Origin of the sequence: Isoptericola sp. NPDC056134 (assembly GCF_042264825.1) — a bacterium.
Lineage (GTDB): Bacteria > Actinomycetota > Actinomycetes > Actinomycetales > Cellulomonadaceae > Isoptericola > Isoptericola nanjingensis.
In genome coordinates this window covers 204238-222276 of sequence record NZ_JBHJVM010000001.1, presented here as the reverse complement: position 1 = coordinate 222276, position 18039 = coordinate 204238, and the positions used below count along the sequence as shown (strand labels likewise).

The following is an 18039-nucleotide window of genomic DNA, read 5'->3' as shown; positions in this document are numbered from 1 at the left end:
AATCACAGGCCCGCCCCTTTGGGGGTGGGTTGCGTGTTCCCCACCCCCCCCCACCACGGCGGAGCGTGCGTGCGACGTCATCGGCGGGTCGAGCCCGGCCGGTGAGCGTGCTCGCGCGCGTGCAGCCGTGCCGCCCGGACGAGCTCGTATCCCGCGATCGCGAGGAACATGACCACCAGCGCGCTGCCGACCAGGAGGGCGGCGGTGCTGAACCCGCTGCTGGGGGCCTCGAACCCGGACGTGGCGTCGGCCGCGAGACCGGACATCCCGGCGGGCACGCCGTCGGGAGAGGAGTGGAGCCCGTCCACCGTCTGCGTGGCCAGCGCGAGGGTGCCGTCGTCCAGGCTGCCCCAGGCGTACGCGATGGTGTTGACCCCCTCTGCGACCTCGACGTCCGTCGGCCCGAGCACCGGTTCCGTGGTGCCGGCCGCGGCCACGGCGGCAGAGACCGTTCCCGCCGGGAGGTCGAGGCTCTGCTCGTCGGGGTTCTCCAGCCCGCTGATCACCGGCTCGCCGCCGGCGAGGACGTCCACGGCCGGCGCCGCGGCGACGTGCCGGACGGTGAGGCGGCCCTCGCCGGCCGCCGTCGCCGACATGTCGTTGGTGAAGAGCGTGGCGGTCGGGCCGCCGTCGGCGTCCAGGTGGGCGACCGCGGTGTAGTTGCCGCCCGCCTCGAGCTCCAGGTCGACCGGCCCGATCACGGGGTCGCTCGTGTCCTCGGCGTCGGGCGCGGTGATCGCGACGGTGTACGTCCCCGCGGGCAGGTCGAGCGGGCCCGCCATGTCGCCGGGCTCGAAGTCGTCGACGGTGAGCTCGTCGTCGACCCACACGTCGACGGGGGTGTCGGGGACGCCGTGCATCACCGACAGCACCGCGCCGTCCTCGGCCGCGGCGGCGGCCGGGACGAGCCCGACCGCGGAGAGTCCCAGTGCTGCGAAGGCGGTCACCCCGACGAGTGCGGCGCTGCGCCGTGCGGTGCGTTCCATGGTGCCTCCCGGTGTCGTGGCCCTCGGGCCGTGTCCGTGCTGACACCTCTTGTTCCGGCTCGGAGCCGTCCGCGGATGCAATCTGGTTGAGATTTATATTTCTAGCCTTGCTAGCAGATATGCGGACAAGCGCGAGGGCCCCGCCGGCATCCCGGCGAGGCCCTCGGCGCTCGCGGTCAGAGGTCCAGCGGCCGGAGCACCGCGCTGATGCCGTGGGCGATCTGCACGTTGCCCTTGTTGAGGTCGAGCTTGCTCCGGACGAGGAACGGGTCGACGTCGTTGCGGTCCCGGTCGATGAGCCGCACCAGCGGCACCCACCGGCTCAGGACGTCGACCCGGAACGTCGCACCCTGCGCGGTCGTCAGGCGGGCCCCGTCGGAGCGCAGCGCCTGCCGGGCGTCGATCGTGGCGCCGGGCACGACGTGGTAGAGCAGCACCTGCTCGACGGCGTCGACCCCTGCCGCGGCCACGACCCGGCGCAGCACGCCCTGTTCCGTGCGCTCCCAGCGGTGGGTGAGGTCGAACGCCAGGAGCTGGAACGCACGGTCGTTCGGCAGGAACGCCGTGAGGGGGACCGTGCCGTCGGCCAGCACGGCGACAGGGCTGTCCGGCTTGGCCTCCAGCACCGCCGCGACCGCCTGGTCGACCACGTCGAAGTCGTACCAGTTGCGGTCGAAGGTGTCGCCGTCGGAAGCCAGCACCGCGGCCAGGCTGGTCGTCCCCGCGGGCGGGGCCGCCGTGGCGGTGGTCGCGGCTGCGGTGCCCAGCAGGCCCAGGGCGGCCACGCACACGGCACCCCAGGCGGTCCGGGTAGCGTTTCGAAGCTTCATCGTCATCGACTCCTTCGGGTCCACAGGGCGCGGCCTCGGGCGGCCGCGAGGTGCGGGTGCACCTGCCTGCTCTTCGCCCGTCGGCGCGGCCCCGGATGCACCCTCCTGCGGACGGCGCCCCCGGCCCTGCTCAGGAGCGGAACGCCGCACCCATGACGTCGCGCGCCGGCCCCGTGCGGTCGAGGAAGCCGACGCCGCCGGCCTGGAGCTCGCGGGCGGCGTCGACCAGGGCGGACAGGGCGTTCCACGCGAACGTGCCGCCGACGGAGATGCGTGCGACCCCGGCGTCGGCCAGCTCGGCGGGCGTGGGACCGCCCGCGACGAGCAGCGCGTTGACGGGCCGGTCGACCTCGCGGCAGACGGTGGCGATCGCGGCGGCGTCGCGCAGCCCCGGCGCGTACAGCACGTGGGCGCCGGCCTCCTGGTAGGCCTGCAGCCGCGCGATCGTGTCGGCGAGGTCGTCCCGCCCGTACAGGTGGTTCTCGCAGCGGGCCGTGAGCACCAGGTCGCCGGCAGCCTCGGCCGCGGCGACCACGCGCTCGACGGCGAGGCCCCGGTCGTACACCGGCTCGTCGTCCCGGCCGGTGGCGTCCTCGACGGAGGCGCCGGCCACTCCGGCGTCGCGGGCGTCCGCGACGGTGCGGGCGACGTCGGCGGGGGAGTCGGCGAAGCCGTTCTCCAGGTCCGCGCTCACGGGCACGTCGACGGCGGCCGCGAGCGCGGCGGCGTGCGCGAGCGCCTCGTCCCGGGTGACGGCGCCGTCGGGCCGGCCGAGCGTCGCGGCGAACCCGCTGCTCGTCGTCGCGACGGCGGCGAAACCGAGGGCGGCGAGGATCCGCGCAGACCCGGCGTCCCACGCGTTCGGCAGCAGGAGCGGGTCGCCGGGGCGGTGCAGGGCGAGGAAGTCGGCGCGCATGCCGGGCACGCTACCGACGGGCGCCGACACGGCGGTGAGGTCGGAACGCGGTATCAGCGCAGATCGCGCGCTCTCTCCACGGGTAGGACGACGCGCGGCACCGCGGAGTCCTCTGACCGCGACGACGCGGCCCGGTTCTTCCGGGAGGGCGAGATGACGCGAGGCCTGGGTGCTCTGGCAGTCCTGCTGGTCCTGGCGACGACCGCGTGCGGGGCCGGCGGAGAGCTGCCCGACGCGGACGCGGGCGCCACGGAGCCGCCCGCGACGACGTCCGAGTCTGTGCGGCCCGGCGACGAGTGCGACGGCGGCAGCAGGGACGACGACGGCGACGGGAACGATGCGGGCGAGGACCTCGAAGAACCGCTGCCGCAGGCGGGCGGCGCCGCCCAGGCCGACCTCCCCGGCCTCCTCATGGGCGGTCAGGACTTCGTGCTCGTCGGCGACGCGTGGTGCGGTCTCGCCTCGATCCAGACGAACGGGGTGCCCGAGGGCGTGACCGTGGAGATCGAGCGGGTGTCGGTCCTGACCGCGGGCGCTGCGCTGGCGAGCTCCGACTGCGGTGAGCCGCCCTGCGTCGGCGAGCCGTTCGCGCCGGGCGACATCTCGTGCTGGGTCGCCGTGCGGCCGCCCGACCCCGCGACGGAGCTGGTCGACGTCTCGTTCGCCGCGAGCGCCACCTGCCCCACCCAGCGGCAGTGCGACGAGTTCAAGGCGGCGATGACGCTCCACACCGTGTGGTCGATGTGCCACCCGCCCGACGACGTCGTGTACGACTGCGACCCGGCGAGCGACGAGTCCTCCGAGGCACCGACGGAGGAGTCCGGCGAGCCGGAGACCGGGGAGCCGAGCGAGGCGCCGGAGAACGAGGTGACCGAGACGCCGGAGGAGGTCACGCAGGAACCCGCCGACGAGCCCGCCGACGAGCCCACCGAGGAACAGGTCCTTCCGTGACCCAGCAGCCGTCACCGCCGGCGCACGAACCGAGCGTCCTGGCGCGCGTCTGGTCGGTGCTGGGCACGGTGGTCGCCCCGGCGACGTTCGTCACGGCGATCCTGTTCTACTTCGGCTACGTCACGACCCGCGCGCAGTACCTGTACTTCGGCGTGGACGTCGACCTGCTCGGGTACAGCACGCAGGAGTTCGTCATGCGCAGCCCGCAGCCGCTCCTGGTGCCGATGCTCGCGGTGCTGCTCGTGGGGGCGGGGCTGGTGCTCGCGGACGCGGCGCTGCGGCGGAGGCTCGCCGGCGCCCCGGCTCCGGTGGCGCACCGCTGGACGCTCGGGCTGACGGTCGGCGGCGCCGTCGTGCTGGCGGTCGGCGTGACGCTGGTCGTGGCCTATCCGGCGCTCGCGGCCTGGGTCCCGTACCCGTTGGTGACCCCGCTGGTGATCGGCGTCGGGTCGGCGGGCCTCGCGTACGGCCTCACCTGGTCCCACCGCAGGCGGGGCACGGGACCGGACGCCGGGCCGACGGCGGGCACCGACCCCGCACGGACGGCCGTCCTGCTGCTGGTCCTCACGGTGGTCGCCGCGCTCTTCTGGGCCACCGGCACGGTGGCCGAGTGGACGGGACGCGGTCAGGCCAAGGCGCTCGCCCGCGACCTGGGCAGCCTGCCCGCCGTCGTCGTCGACACCCCGCAGCAGCTGCAGGTGGGCGACCCGGCAGTGGTGGAGGAGGGTCTCGCGGCCGGGGACGGCGAGTACCGGTACCGCTACCGCGGCCTGCGGCTGCTGGTCGAGGGCGGAGACGCCCTCTTCCTCGTCCCCGACAGGTGGTCGCCGCACGGGTCGACGCTGGTGGTGCCGCTCGACGACGTCCGCGTGAAGCTCCGGTTCGTCAACGACCCGCCCTGAGCGCCCCCGCTCGTCCTGCGGGAGGATGTCGGCAGCACCCGCAGAGACGAAGGAGGCACGTCGACGTGAGCCGCGAGCGTTTCCCACGCTGGGTCTACGAGAGGGGCACGGAGCCCGACCCGCGGTTCTCGCTGGCCAACGAGCGCACCATCCTCGCGTGGCTCCGGACGGCCCTGGGGCTGATCGCCGGCGGCACGGCGCTCGAGGCGCTGGACCTGCCGATGGAGCCGCACCTGCGCCTCACGTCCGCGATCGTGCTGCTCGTGGCGGGCGCCGTCGTGCCGGTCGCGGCGGCGGTCGAGTGGGCCCGCTCGGAGCGCGCCATGCGGGAGCACGGCCCGCTGCCGGGCGCGATCACCGGTTTCGTGCTGGTCGTGACCATCACCGTCGTGGGCATCCTCGTGCTGCTCGCCCTGCTGCTGCACTGACGTGACGGCGCCGACATGACCGACCGCCCCGACCCGCCGCTCGTCGGCCCCGAGCGCGACCGCGGCCTCCAGGCCGAGCGGACGGCGCTCGCGTGGCGACGCACGCTGCTCTCCTTCACCGCGGCGTGCGCGGTGGCGTGGCAGACGCTGCCGGGCGTGGACGGTGCGACGTCGTTCCTCCTCGCCGCCGCCGTCGGGCTGGTGCTCACGCCTCCGCTGTGGTGGTTCGCCCAGCGGCACGCCCGCCACACCCACCGGCACCTCGACACGGCCGAGCCGCGCCTCCGCCACGGGCGGCGGATCGTCGTGATGTGCGCGGGCACGGCCCTGCTCGGCCTCGCCGGGCTGGTGGCGGTCGTCGTCTTCTGACGGGGCGGGCGCGCGGAGTCTGCTTCACTACCGCCATGTTCGTGCTCGTGGGCCTGTTCCGGCTCGTCGTCGTCGCGCTCGGTCTCGTCGGCACGCGCGCCATCTGGCGCGACGGCGACGTCGAGGGCTTCGTCTACTTCACCAACCTCACCAGCTTCCTGGCGGTGGCGGTCTTCGGCTGGGCCGCCGTCACGACGCTGCGGCGCCGCGAGCCACCGCCGGTCGGGGCGAAGGGACTGGTCACGCTCGCCGCGGCCATCACCGGGCTGGTCGCGTGGCTGGTCCTCGCGCCGGAGGATCCGGACGCCCCGGCCGTCTTCCTCGGGCTCACGGACGGGCAGGTCGAGCACCGGGCGCTGCCGCTCGCCGTCGTGCTCGACTTCCTGCTGCTCGACCCGCACCGCCGCGCCCGCCTGCGCGACGCGGGTCTGTGGATGCTCTTCCCGGTGCTCTACTTCGGCGCGGTCCTGCTGCGCGGGCAGCTCAGCCCGGGCAGCGACTACCCGTACGGGTTCATCGACGTGGACGCCCTCGGGTGGGGCGGGCTGGGGCTCAACCTGGTGCTCTACGGCGGCGCCTTCTACGTCCTCGGGCTGCTCATCGTCGGTATCGACCGGGTGCTCCCCGCCCGCCCCCTCCTGGGAACCGTTGGGTCCTAGATCACGGCGTGACGATGGCGAAGTCCGGGTCGCCCGGGTCGAGGATCCCGTGGACCCTCGCCAGCGCGTCCGTGTCGCCGCTGACCTCGATGCCGAAACCGGCGAGGCGAGCCGGGTCCAGACCCCCCGCCAGCGCGGGCAGATTCGCCCGCGTCGCCGTGATGGTCACGTCGGCGTCGTCGCGCTGGGGCCGGGAGCTGTAGGTGAGGGCACCGTTGGAGAGCCGGAGCCGGTAGCGCGTGTCCGTGTCGTTCAGGACGACGTCCGCCGTGACCGAGTGGTCCCATGCCTGTGGTCCGTTCACCTGGATCGCGAGGGCGTCGAACAGCATCTCCGGGGTGAGGTGGTCGACGATGTCCTTCGACGCGGTCTGCGTGGGCGTACCGAAGTTCCCCGCTCGGAGCTCGGTGGCGCCGGAGAGGTAGACGTTGCGCCAGGTCCCGTTCTCCGCCCCGTAACCGAGCTGCTCGAACGTGTCGGCCAGCAGCTCCTTCGCCGCCGCGTGGCCGGGTTCGGCGAAGACGACGTGGGACAGCACCTCCGCGACCCAGCGGAGGTCGCCGGAGTCGTACGAGGCGCGCGCCTTCTCCACCACGGCGTCCGCGCCGCCCATGAATTCCACGTACCGCTTGCCCTGCTCGACGGGCGGGTGCTGCCAGAGGTGGGCGGGGTTGCCGTCGTACCAGCCCATGTACCGCTGGTAGATCGCCTTGACGTTGTGGCTCACGGAGCCGTAGTACCCGCGGGCGTGCCACGCGTTCTCGAGCGCCGGGGGCAGGGGCAGCTGCTCGGCGATCTCGATGCCCGTGTACCCCTGGTTGAGCAGGCGCAGCGTCTGGTCGTGCAGGTAGGCGTACAGGTCGCGCTGCTCCGCGAGGAACGTCACGGCGCGCTCGTTGCCCCAGATAGGCCAGTGGTGGGAGGCGAACACGATGTCGAGGTCGGCGCCGAACAGGTCGATCGTCTCGGTGAGGTAGTTCGCCCAGGCATGCGGGTCGCGCACGACGGCGCCGCGCAGCGTCAGCAGGTTGTGCAGCGTGTGCGTGGCATCCTCCGCCGCGCACAGGGCCTTGTGGTCCGGGAAGTACACGAGGAACTCGGCCGGGGCCTCAGTGCCGGGCGCCATCTGGAAGATCATGCGCACGCCGTCGACGGTCTCCTCCTGCCCCGTCGTGGTGACGTCGAGGGTCGGGGTGATGAGGGTGACCGTGCCGGTCGACGTGGTCTGCCCGAGGCCGGCGCCGACCGCGCCCTGCGGGCCGCGAGCCAGCGCAGCGCCGTACATGTAGCCGGCGCGGCGACCCATCGCGGTGCCCGCGTAGACGTTCTCCGCCACCGCATGCTCCGTGAACTCCGCGGGCGCGACGACGGGCACGCGTCCGGCGTCGACGTCCTCCTGCGTGGTGACGCCCTTGACGCCGCCGAAGTGGTCCACGTGGCAGTGGGTGTAGATGATCCCGGTGACGGGGCGGTCGCCGCGGTGCTCGCGGTACAGGGCGAGGGCCGCGGCGGCGGTCTCGGTGGAGATGAGCGGGTCGAGCACGATGACGCCCGTCTCCCCCTCGATGAACGTCACGTTGGAGAGGTCGAAGCCGCGCACCTGGTAGATGCCCTCGACCACCTCGAACAGGCCCTGCTCGGCGACCAGCTGCGACTGCCGCCAGAGGCTCGGGTTCACGCTGTCCGGCGCGTCGCCGGTGAGGAACGAGTAAGTGTCGTTGTCCCAGACGACGTCGCCCGTGTCGTTCGTGATCGCGTTCGGCGTCCGCCGGCCGATCAGACCGCGCGTGGCGTCCTCGAAGTCCTGCCGGTCGGTGAAGGGAAGACCGTTCAGCAGGGCCTGCTGCTGGGCGATGATCGTGGGCGTGGCCGGCTTCGGTGCGGTAGGCATGGCGCCACGATGGCACCGCTCGCGCGGGACCGCGCGGCGAGGGTTCAGCCGTCGGCGGACGCCGCCCGGCGGATGCGTCGACGCTCCGCGAGGTCGTACGCCTCGCGCACCGATCCGAGGAGGGTGTCGCCGCTCGGGACGACGGAGTCTCGCAGGCGTCCGCTGACGCCGCCGGTCTCGAAACGCTGCCGCAGGTCCTCCGGCACACCGCACACCACCACGTCGACGCCGTGCTCGTGCCAGCGGTCCAGCAGCCGGTCGAGCGACTTGAGGAACGTGGTCGACGGGATGCCCGCGGAGCCGCGCAGCGAGATGACGAGGGCGGCGTCCTGGGTGTGCGCGGTGTGCGGCCACTCCTCCTCGAGGCGGTTCACCTCGGCGAAGAACCCGGTGCCCACGTAGTGCAGCACGGTGGTCTGGCCGCTGGGCAGGTCGGCGGGGGCGTCCTCGACGCGGAAGTCCCCGTCGCCCGTCGGCACGAACCGGACCAGCCGCCCGCGCTTGGCCGCCTGCACCGCGAACAGCACGATCGACAGGCCCGCGCCGAGGAAGATGGCCTGCTGCAGCGGCAGCTGCGTGGTGGCCGCGAACGTCACGACCAGCGCCGCCGCGGACAGCCACGACGTGCGGAAGACGAGCACGATGTCGGCCCACCGCCCGACGATGAGCTCGCCGCCGATGACGAGCAGCAGGCCCCCGATGACCGCCATCGGGATCTCGCCGGCCAGCGGGCCGAGCAGCAGCACCAGCACGATGAGCCACACGCCCGCGAAGATGCCGGCCCAGCGCGTCTGCGCGCCGCCGCTGGTCGCGACGCCGGTGCGCGAGAGGGACCCGCCGGTGGGCAGCGCGCCGAAGAACCCGCCCGCCACGTTGGCGAGGCCCTGCGCCGTGAAGTCCTTCGAGACGTCGGTGCGGGAGCCGTCCGGGTTGGGCACCGCCGCGCCGATCCCCGCCGCCTGCGCGAGCGCGATGAGCGCGATGGCGAGGCCGCCGGAGACGAGCTCCGGCATCGCGCCGACGTCCGGCAGCGTGAACGGCGGCAGCGAGCGGGGGATGGCGGCGATGTCGCTCACCCGCTCCACGTCGGTGCCCAGCAGCGCGACGACCACGGTGACGACGACGAGCGAGACCAGCGTCGCCGTCTTGCGCAGCGGCTTCACGAGCTGGAGCCCCGCCCACACGGCCACCGTCGCGACCGCGACGAGCACGGTCGCGCCGTCCCACTCCCCGACGTGCAGCACGCCCTCGACCAGCTTGCCCACCGTGTTGTGCGCCTCAGGGGTGTAGCCGGTGGCGTCCTTGACCACGCCGGCCACGATCTGCACGGCGATGCCCGCCGTGAACCCGGTCATCACCGCCGTCGACACGAACGACATCACCGAGCCGAGCTTGAGCACCCCCAGCAGCAGCATCCACAGCCCGACCATCACGGTCAGCGCGGCGACGGAGCCGAGATCGCCGGGGTCGAGGCCCGCGCCGACGAGGATGCTCTGCGCCGACAGCGCGATCGCGCTCGTGAGCGTGGTGACCATGAGGACCGTGCGGCTGAAGATCGAGCCGATCACCGTGGGCACGGCGCCCGACCACAGGCCCATAGGCGCGGAGAACCCGCCGACCGTCGCGTACGCCATGCCCTCGGGGATGGAGAACAGGCCCGTCACGAAGCCGGAGACGACGTCGCGCGGGGTCGGCTTCGGCAGGTTGCGGTGCCGGGGAGCCGGGCCGGGACCGGGGTTCGGGTGCACGTCAGCACCCTGCCGCAGGGGCCGTCGGGCCGCGACCGGGATGGGCTCGTCCCGCGCGCGGACCTGAGGATTCTCTGGCACCTTCGACGAGGGTGCCTGTGCACGACGGCGTGCGCGGGCGGACACGTCGCAGCCGTAGGAGGCCGTGGATCGTGGGATTCCGAAGGGCGAGAGCGGGCAGGGGCCGCGCCGCCGTGTCCGGGGTGCTGGCCGGCGTGCTCGCGCTGGGCGGTGCGTTCGTCACCGTGGCGCTGCCGGTGGCCTCCGCGCCGGAGGCCGCAGCCGAGCCCGGGAACCCCGGTGTCCCCGGCGACCCCCAGGTGCTGTACACCGAGGACTTCGAGAACACGCCCGACGGGTCGAACATCCTGCTCACCGACTACACGGGCACGCAGGGCACCACCTACTCGGCCGCGGCGTTCTGGGCCAACAGGCCGAACTGCAACGGGTTCATCGTCGACTGGACGAGCCCCCGCAACGCGAACGACTGCACGGACGTGCCCAACGCCGCAGGGGTCTACAACAGCATGCTGGCCATCCCGCACGCGCTCGGTCAGCTGCGCGGGGTCCCTCCGACGACGAACGGGGCGGCGGCCTCGTACACGGCGGACTCGGCCACGGGGGCGCAGATCCAGTTCCAGTCGTCGCCGATCACGCTCCCCGTCGCGAACCGCTTTGTGACGTTCTCCGTCGACGCCGGCGCGATGAACTGCGGCGTCTCCGCACCACTGCTGCGGTTCTACCTCCTGGACGACGCCGCCGCCGAGATCCCCGTCTCGAGCGCGCCGATCAACGTGTGCACCGACTCCCGCGGCACCACCTACACGGGTGTGCCCACGCCGAACGGCGCGAACCAGACCGTGCGCGCGGGGACGTTCGCCGCCAACGGGTCGACGCTGGTCACGGGGTCGACGCTCGCCGTGCGCATGCGGAACCAGAACAGTGCCGCGAACGGCAACGACGGCGCCTACGACAACATCCAGGTGCTCGACGTCAGCCCGCAGCTCGACAAGGCGTTCTCCCCGACGTCGACCATCGTCGGCGGCCGTTCCACGCTCACGTTCACCGTCACCAACACCTCGGAGCTGGCGGCGAAGGACGGCTGGGAGTTCACGGACAACCTGCCCGCCGGGCTCGAGGTGGCCCGCCCGTCCGCCGTGGACACCGACTGCGACGCCGATGTCGCGGCGCCCGCGGGTGGCACCACCGTCGCCGTGACGAACGGCGTGCTCGCCGCGGGGGAGGAGTCCTGCACGGTCAGCGTGGACGTCACCTCGCGCACGCCGGGCGAGTACACCAACGGCCCGGACGACGTGGAGCCGACGACGGGGGTCAACCTGCCGGGCGAGACCACCGTGACCTTCACCCCGTTCGTCGGGGCGGGGGCGTGCCCCACGCCGGCATTCCTGTTCCAGGGGTCTCCGTCGGCCACGCCGACCGAGATCGACCTCGTCACCGGCGAGCTGGTGGACCAGCCGGCCCTGGACGGCATCGCGTACAACGGGGTCGGGTACAGCGAGCTCGCGGACGCGTTCTTCGGCATGGACAACCCGACGGACCAGATCTACCTCGTCGCGCCCGACTACGCGACGGTGGAGAACCTGGGCTCCCCGGACTACTCGAACGTGTCCTTCACGTTCGACCAGCTCTTCCCGAACGGCGTGCCCATCGGTGACGTCTCCCCCGAGGGCATCCTCTACGTGTCGTCCTCGAGCCAGACGGCGACGCGCCCGTGGATGGCCATCGACGTCGACCAGGAGTCGCCGACGTTCCTCCAGGTGCTCGACGGAGGTGCCGTGCCGGCACCGGCCGCCCCGATCAACGCGGGGCTGGACTGGGTGTTCAACCCCGACGACGGGCGGCTGTACTCGTTCGGGACGAACGCGAACAACAACAACGTCTTCCTCTACGCGTTCGACCCGGCGAACCCTGCTGTCGGCTACGTCCAGGTGGGCGCCCTCGGTGCCCTCGTCGCCCCCGACGGTGTGCCGGCGGTGGGCAACCAGGCGAACAGCTCTCCGTACGGCGCCACGTACTCGAGCCCCGGCTACCTGTACGGGGCGAACAACGAGACGGGGCAGATCTGGCGCGTCTCCACGACGGACCCGAGCACCGCCACCTTCTTCGCCTACGGCCCCGGCCCGACGAGCAACAACGACGGCGCCCGCTGCGCCTCCGCCCCGGTCCTCATGGACCTCGGTGACGCGCCGGACACGTACGGCACGTCGCTGTCCGAGGACGGCGCGCGGCACGGCCTCGTCGACTACGACGCGTCGACGAACACGGCGCCGCTGATGCTCGGCGACGCGAACACCGTCGACCCGGAGGACGACGGCGCGCCGGGCACGGCCGCCGACGGCGACGACGCCGCCGGGGTGGACGACGAGGGTGCGGTGGCAGGCCCGATCACGATGACGACGGGCGTCGAGACCACGGTGACGGTCACGGCGACCAACAACGGCGACGAAGCGGCGACGCTCGCCGGCTGGGTCGACCTCGACGCCGACGGCGCGTTCGAGGCGGGCGAACGTGTCACCGTCGCGGTCCCCGCTGGCTCCGGGACGGAGGACTACGACCTCACCTTCCCCGGGGCGACGGTGCCCGGGGACGCGTACGCCCGATTCCGGCTGTTCGCGGGCGACGTCGCCGACCCGTCGCCGACCGGTGCGGTCTCGGGCGGTGAGGTGGAGGACTACCCCGTCACGGTCGAGAACGAGCCGTTCGTCTGCGACGCGCTGTACTCGGCGCAGGGCGGCGGCCCGCACGCGATCTACGGCGTCGACACCGCGACCGGTGCGCTCGCCGTCGAGCACACGATGGACGGCATCTCCGGTACCAACAACGCGCTGGGGATCTCAGGCGACGGGCGGTACGCCTTCACGCACTCCGGTTCGACCGTCTACGTGTTCGACTCCGCGACCGAGACCACACAGTCCTATCCGGCCGGTCCGAACTTCAACGCCACGCACGGAGCCGTGGACCGCGCGACGGGCGTGTACTACTTCGGCAACGTCGCGGGGAGCACGGCGGAGGTCTACGCCTTCGACCCGGCGACCGAGACGTACCTGGGTCAGGTCGCCGCCGTGGCGCTCGACGACCCGCCGGGGCAGAACGGCGACTGGGCCTTCGACAGCTTCGGCAACCTGTACCTGTCGGCGGGCGACGCGGCCAACGCGATCTACGTGGTTTCGGGTCCGCTGCCGTCGACCACGCAGGGCTCGCCCCTGGCCCTGGACTCCCGCCAGATCGGGACTGCCCAGACGGGTGAGCCCATCAACGGCCTGGCGGTGGACGTGCAGGGGTACGTCTACCTGGGCAGTGGCACCACCCTCTACCAGGTGAACCCGAGCTCGGGGGAGGCCGTCGCGACGCCGGCCCTGTCGCCGTCGGGCCAGAGCGTGGACCTCGCGTCGTGCGCCACGCCCGCCACGATCCAGGTGCAGAAGGACGTGGTGGACCGCCGTGCCGACACCGACCAGTTCACCGTGAGCCTGTCGGGCGGCGGGATTCAGGACGGCCTGGGCAACACTGGTACCACGGCAGGCACGGACCTCGGCGTGCAGGACGAGGAGGGCGAGTACGGCGGCCCGCTGATGGCCCTCGTCGGTGAGACGTACACCGTCACGGAGACGGCGGCCGGTACCACCGACCTCGCGAACTACACCACCGCGTGGGAGTGCGTGAACCAGATCGACGACTCCGTGGTCGCCTCCGGCGACGGCACGGAGGGGGAGTTCACGATGCCCCCCGCCGGCGCGGACGGCGTCGGCGCGGCGGTGCTGTGCACGTTCACCAACGACGACCTGCCGGTCCCGGCGCTGGAGATCACCAAGACGGCCGACCCGGCGGGCGAGGTGCTGCCCGGCGGCACCGTCGAGTACACGGTGACGGTGGAGAACACCGGCGAGACCACGTACACGGCGGACGACCCCGCGTCGTTCACGGACGACCTCACGGAGGTGCTGGACGACGCGACGTGGGGCGACGACGCGGCGGCCGACGTCGGCGAGGTGACGTACGACGAGCCGGAGCTGGCATGGTCCGGAGCTCTCGCACCCGGCGACGTCGCGACGATCACGTACTCGGTCACGGTGGACGACCCGCCGTCCGGGGACGGGACGCTGAGCAACGCAGTCGTCGGTCCGCCGGAGTCGAACTGCGCGCCCGGCTCGGACGACCCGGAGTGCACCGCCGACGTGCCGGTGCGGGCCCTCTCGATCGCCAAGGTCTCCTCCCCGGCGGGCGAGGTGCTGCCCGGCGGCACGGTGACGTACACGGTGACGGTGGAGAACACGGGCCAGGCGCCGTACACCGACGACGAGCCGGCGACGTTCACCGACGACCTGACGGAGGTGCTGGACGACGCGACCTGGGACGACGACGCGGCGGCCGACGTCGGGGAGGTGACGTACGCCGAGCCGCAGCTGTCGTGGTCCGGGGCGCTCGCGCCCGGGGACGTCGCGACGATCACCTACTCGGTGACGGTGGACGACCCGCCGACGGGCGACGGGACGCTGACCAACGCCGTCGTGGGCCCTCCGGAGTCGGGCTGCGACGAGGGCACGGAGGACGGGTGCGGCACCGACGTGCCGGTCCGGGCACTCGCCGTCGCCAAGGTCTCCGCGCCGGCGGGCGAGGTCGTCGCCGGCGAGACGGTGACCTACACGGTGACGGTGACCAACACGGGAGGCGCGCCGTACACGGCTCTGGACCCGGCGACGTTCACGGACGACCTCACCGAGGTGCTGGACGACGCCACGTGGAACGGCGACGCCACCGCGGACGTCGGGGCGGTGTCGTTCGCGGAGCCGGTGCTGTCGTGGCAGGGCGCGCTGGCGCCGGGTGACGTCGCGACGATCACGTACTCCGTCACGGTGAACGACCCGGTCTCCGGAGACGGGGTCCTGTCCAACGCCGTCGTCGGTCCGCCGGAGTCCGGTTGCGACGAGGGCACGGAGGACGGGTGCGGCACGGACGTGCCGGTGCGCGACCTCACGATCGCGAAGACCTCTGCTCCCGCGGACCAGGTGCTGCCGGGCGGCACGGTGACGTACACGGTCACGGTGGAGAACACGGGCGGTGCGCCGTACGCCGACGACGACCCGGCGACGTTCACCGACGACCTGAGCGAGGTGATCGACGACGCGACCTGGGACGGGACGCCGAGCGCGGACGTCGGCGAGGTGAGCTACACGGAGCCCGAGCTGTCCTGGTCCGGCGCGCTGGCGCCGGGGGACGTCGCGACGATCACGTACTCGGTGACGGTGAACGACCCGCTGACCGGTGACGGAACGCTGACCAACGCCGTCGTCGGCCCGGACGAGTCGAGCTGCGCGGACGGGAGCGACGATCCTGCCTGCGGCACCGACGTGCCGGTGCGCGCGCTGCAGGTCGTGAAGTCGTCCGACGGCACGGGCGAGGCGCTGCCGGGCGACACGGTGGCCTACACGATCACGGTGGAGAACATCGGACAGACGACGTACACGGAAACCGACCCGGCGACGTTCGACGACGACCTGTCGGACGTGCTGGACGACGCGACCTTCGGCGACGTGACCGCGGACGTCGGCACGGCGACGTTCGCCGACCCCGTGCTGTCGTGGAGCGGGGGGCTCGCACCCGGGGACGTCGCGACGATCACGTACTCGGTGACGGTGGACGACCCGCCGACGGGCGACGGCGAGATGCGGAACGTCGTCGTCGGGCCCGAGGAGTCGAACTGCACCGACCCGGCCAGTGAGGACCCGGACTGCGTGGAGCCGAACCCGGTCCGCGCGCTGGAGATCACCAAGGCGGCCGACCCGTCGGCCGAGGTGCTGCCCGGCGCGACGGTGACGTACACGGTGACGGTGGAGAACGTCGGCCAGACGGCCTACACGGTGCTCGACCCTGCGACGTTCACCGACGACCTCGCCGACGTGCTGGACGACGCGACGTGGGACGGCGACGCGACCGCCGACGTCGGCGCGACGTCGTACGCGGAACCGGTGCTGTCGTGGTCGGGGCCGCTGGCGCCGGGCGAGGTCGCGACGATCACGTACTCGGTGACGGTGGACGACCCGGTGAGCGGTGACGGGGTGCTGGACAACGCCGTCGTCGGGCCCGCGGAGTCGAACTGCGACGACGGGACGGAGGACGGCTGCCACGTGCCCGTGCCGGTGCGGGCGCTGGAGGTCACGAAGGCGGCGGACCCGTCGGTCGAGACGACGGCCGGCGACACGGTGACCTACACGGTGACCGTCACCAACACGGGCGGTGCGCCGTACACGGACGCCACCCCGGCGTCGTTCACCGACGACCTGTCCGAGGTGCTCGACGACGCGACGTGGGACGGCGAGGCGGCGGCTGACGTGGGCGAGGTGACGTACGCGGAGCCAGAGCTGTCGTGGTCCGGGCCGCTCGGGCCCGGGGAGATCGCGACGATCACGTACTCGGTGACGGTGAACGACCCGCCGACGGGCGACGGCGTGCTGACCAACGCCGTCGTCGGCCCGGAGGAGTCGAACTGCGACGAGGGCTCGGACGATCCCGCCTGCGGCGCGGACGTACCGGTGCGCGACCTCACGATCGCCAAGTCCGCCGACCCGTCGGGCCAGGTGGACGCCGGCGCCACCGTGGCCTACACGGTCACCGTGACCAACACCGGCGGCGCCACCTACACGGACGACGAGCCGGCGTCGTTCACCGACGACCTCACGGAGGTGCTGGACGACGCGACCTGGGACGACGCCGCGACGGCCGACGTCGGCGCGGTCTCGTACGCGGAGCCGGTGCTGTCGTGGTCGGGCGCGTTGGAACCGGGCGAGGTCGCGACGATCACGTATTCGGTGACGGTGAACAATCCGGTCTCGGGCGACGGGAGCCTGACCAACGCCGTCGTCGGCCCGGACGAGTCCAACTGCCACGACGGCTCTGAGGATCCCGACTGCAGCACGGACGTCCCGGTCCGCGCGCTGCACCTGGAGAAGACGTCGGACGGCACGGCGGGCGCCCGACCTGGTGACACCCTCACCTACACGGTGACGGCGACGAACACGGGCCAGGTGGCGTACACCGACGACGACCCGGCGACGTTCGACGACGACCTCACCGAGGTGCTCGACGACGCGACCTGGGACGACGCCGCGACGGCCGACGTCGGCGCGGTGTCCTACGCGGAGCCGGTGCTCACCTGGACCGGCCCGCTGGCGCCGGGGGAGGCCGCCACGATCACGTACACGGTGACGCTGGACGACCCGCCGACGGGCGACGAGACCCTGTACAACGTCGTCGTCGGTCCGGAGGAGTCGAACTGCACGGACCTCGCACCGGACCCGGCGACCGCCGATCCCGACTGCGTGGAGCCCGACCCGGTCAAGGACCTGGAGATCCTCAAGACGGCGGACCCTTCGGGGCCCGTGACGGTGGGTGACACCGTCACGTACACGATCAAGGTGTCCAACACGGGCACCGCCGACTACACGGCCGAGGACCCGGCGTTCTTCACGGACGACCTGACCGAGGTGCTGGACGACGCGACGTACGACGGAGACGCGGTCGCGGACGTGGGTGACGTGTCGTACGCGGAGCCGGAGCTGTCGTGGTCCGGTGCACTGGAGGCGGGGGAGACGGCGACCGTCACGTACTCGGTAACGGTGAACGACCCGCTGTCCGGGGACGGGACGCTGGCCAACGCGGTGCTCGGGCCGCAGGAGTCCAACTGCCCGGTCATGATGCCGGACGGCGGTGGTGGCATGTCCGTCGGGGTGCGCGCCGCGATCCCGGAGATGCCGGAAGGCTGCCAGGTGATCACGCCGGTCCGGGCGTTCGAGCTCTCCAAGACGGTGGACGTCACCGAGGCCACCCCGGGAGACCTGGTGACCTACACCGTCACGGTGACGTCCACCGGCACCGCCCCGTACACGGACGAGGTACCCGCAGGCTTCAGCGACGACCTCACCGACGTGCTCGACGACGCCGCCCCCGAGGGCCTGCCGACGGCGACCGCGGGCGAGCTCGGGTACACGGAGCCGGTGCTGCAGTGGCGCGGCCCGCTGGATGTCGACGGCACCGTCACGGTGACCTACGCGCTCCGGATCGACGACCCCGACGAGGGCAACGGCACCGTGACGAACGTCGTGACGCCCGACGGTTCCGGCGGTTCCTGCACGAGCGACGACGGGTGCTCCACCACGACGACGGTGACACCGCCCGGAGCTGCGCCCGCGCCGCAGCCCCCGGACGCAGGGGGGACGACCCCGCCGGACTTCCTGCCGCAGACCGGCGCCGGGTGGGTGGGCACCCTGCTCGCGCTCGCCGCGCTGCTCACGCTGGTCGGCGGTCTGCTCTACCGCTTCCGGCCGGGCCGCGAGGGGTAGGC

General features: G+C 72.8%; 11 protein-coding genes. 6 read left to right on the top strand and 5 right to left on the bottom strand.

What is annotated here, in order from left to right; all coding sequences use genetic code 11:
- Positions 1-77: 77 nt before the first annotated feature.
- The 3 genes from ACFCZN_RS00935 to ACFCZN_RS00925 all read right to left on the bottom strand — a co-directional run bounded on the left by ACFCZN_RS00935 (position 78) and on the right by ACFCZN_RS00925 (position 2732).
- A complete protein-coding gene (locus ACFCZN_RS00935; RefSeq protein WP_429762961.1) occupies positions 78-986 on the bottom strand; it encodes a DUF4397 domain-containing protein in 909 nt (302 codons plus the stop codon).
- 176 nt (positions 987-1162) lie between these two features.
- Positions 1163-1816 carry a fasciclin domain-containing protein gene (locus tag ACFCZN_RS00930; protein WP_430555522.1) on the bottom strand — a complete coding sequence of 218 codons (654 nt, stop codon included), beginning with the start codon at positions 1814-1816 and terminating at the stop codon, positions 1163-1165.
- Between the two features lie 130 nt (positions 1817-1946).
- Entirely contained in the window at positions 1947-2732 is a 786-nt protein-coding gene (locus tag ACFCZN_RS00925) for an isocitrate lyase/phosphoenolpyruvate mutase family protein (protein ID WP_430555521.1), read from the bottom strand.
- A 153-nt stretch (positions 2733-2885) separates the two neighbouring features.
- On the opposite strand from ACFCZN_RS00925, the gene ACFCZN_RS00920 reads away from it, so the two are divergent.
- From ACFCZN_RS00920 to ACFCZN_RS00900, 5 genes are all read left to right on the top strand, one after another.
- Entirely contained in the window at positions 2886-3683 is a 798-nt protein-coding gene (locus ACFCZN_RS00920; RefSeq protein WP_430555520.1) for a hypothetical protein, read from the top strand.
- Positions 3680-4585: a hypothetical protein gene (locus ACFCZN_RS00915; protein WP_429762966.1), complete on the top strand. Its 906-nt coding sequence runs from the start codon at positions 3680-3682 to the stop codon at positions 4583-4585. Before ACFCZN_RS00920 ends, ACFCZN_RS00915 begins: the two co-directional genes overlap by 4 nt.
- A gap of 65 nt (positions 4586-4650) precedes the next feature.
- Entirely contained in the window at positions 4651-5013 is a 363-nt protein-coding gene (locus tag ACFCZN_RS00910) for a YidH family protein (RefSeq protein ID WP_429730731.1), read from the top strand.
- Between the two features lie 15 nt (positions 5014-5028).
- Positions 5029-5382, top strand: a complete 354-nt coding sequence (locus tag ACFCZN_RS00905; RefSeq protein ID WP_430555519.1) for a DUF202 domain-containing protein — start codon at positions 5029-5031, stop codon at positions 5380-5382.
- 35 nt (positions 5383-5417) lie between these two features.
- Complete coding sequence (locus tag ACFCZN_RS00900) at positions 5418-6041, top strand: Pr6Pr family membrane protein (protein WP_430555518.1); 624 nt, start codon at positions 5418-5420, stop codon at positions 6039-6041.
- Between the two features lies 1 nt (position 6042).
- On the opposite strand, the gene ACFCZN_RS00895 is transcribed toward ACFCZN_RS00900, so the two are convergent.
- Positions 6043-7932 (bottom strand): alkyl/aryl-sulfatase, encoded by a 1890-nt coding sequence (locus tag ACFCZN_RS00895; protein WP_430555517.1) that lies wholly within the window; start codon positions 7930-7932, stop codon positions 6043-6045.
- Between the two features lie 44 nt (positions 7933-7976).
- Positions 7977-9761: a SulP family inorganic anion transporter gene (locus ACFCZN_RS00890; RefSeq protein ID WP_430555516.1), complete on the bottom strand. Its 1785-nt coding sequence runs from the start codon at positions 9759-9761 to the stop codon at positions 7977-7979.
- Positions 9762-9874: 113 nt separating this feature from the next.
- Here ACFCZN_RS00890 and ACFCZN_RS00885 point away from each other — a divergent pair, with 113 nt between their 5' ends.
- Positions 9875-18037: a GEVED domain-containing protein gene (locus tag ACFCZN_RS00885; protein WP_430555515.1), complete on the top strand. Its 8163-nt coding sequence runs from the start codon at positions 9875-9877 to the stop codon at positions 18035-18037.
- Positions 18038-18039 lie beyond the last annotated feature (2 nt).

Excerpts from the sequence above, each read along its gene's own strand:
- ACFCZN_RS00935 (WP_429762961.1), bottom strand. The coding sequence starts at position 986 with ATGGAACGCACCGCACGGCGCAGCGCCGCACTCGTCGGGGTGACCGCC.
- ACFCZN_RS00930 (WP_430555522.1), bottom strand. The coding sequence starts at position 1,816 with ATGAAGCTTCGAAACGCTACCCGGACCGCCTGGGGTGCCGTGTGCGTG.
- ACFCZN_RS00925 (WP_430555521.1), bottom strand. The coding sequence starts at position 2,732 with ATGCGCGCCGACTTCCTCGCCCTGCACCGCCCCGGCGACCCGCTCCTG.
- ACFCZN_RS00920 (WP_430555520.1), top strand. The coding sequence starts at position 2,886 with ATGACGCGAGGCCTGGGTGCTCTGGCAGTCCTGCTGGTCCTGGCGACG.
- ACFCZN_RS00905 (WP_430555519.1), top strand. The coding sequence starts at position 5,029 with ATGACCGACCGCCCCGACCCGCCGCTCGTCGGCCCCGAGCGCGACCGC.
- ACFCZN_RS00900 (WP_430555518.1), top strand. The coding sequence starts at position 5,418 with ATGTTCGTGCTCGTGGGCCTGTTCCGGCTCGTCGTCGTCGCGCTCGGT.
- ACFCZN_RS00895 (WP_430555517.1), bottom strand. The coding sequence starts at position 7,932 with ATGCCTACCGCACCGAAGCCGGCCACGCCCACGATCATCGCCCAGCAG.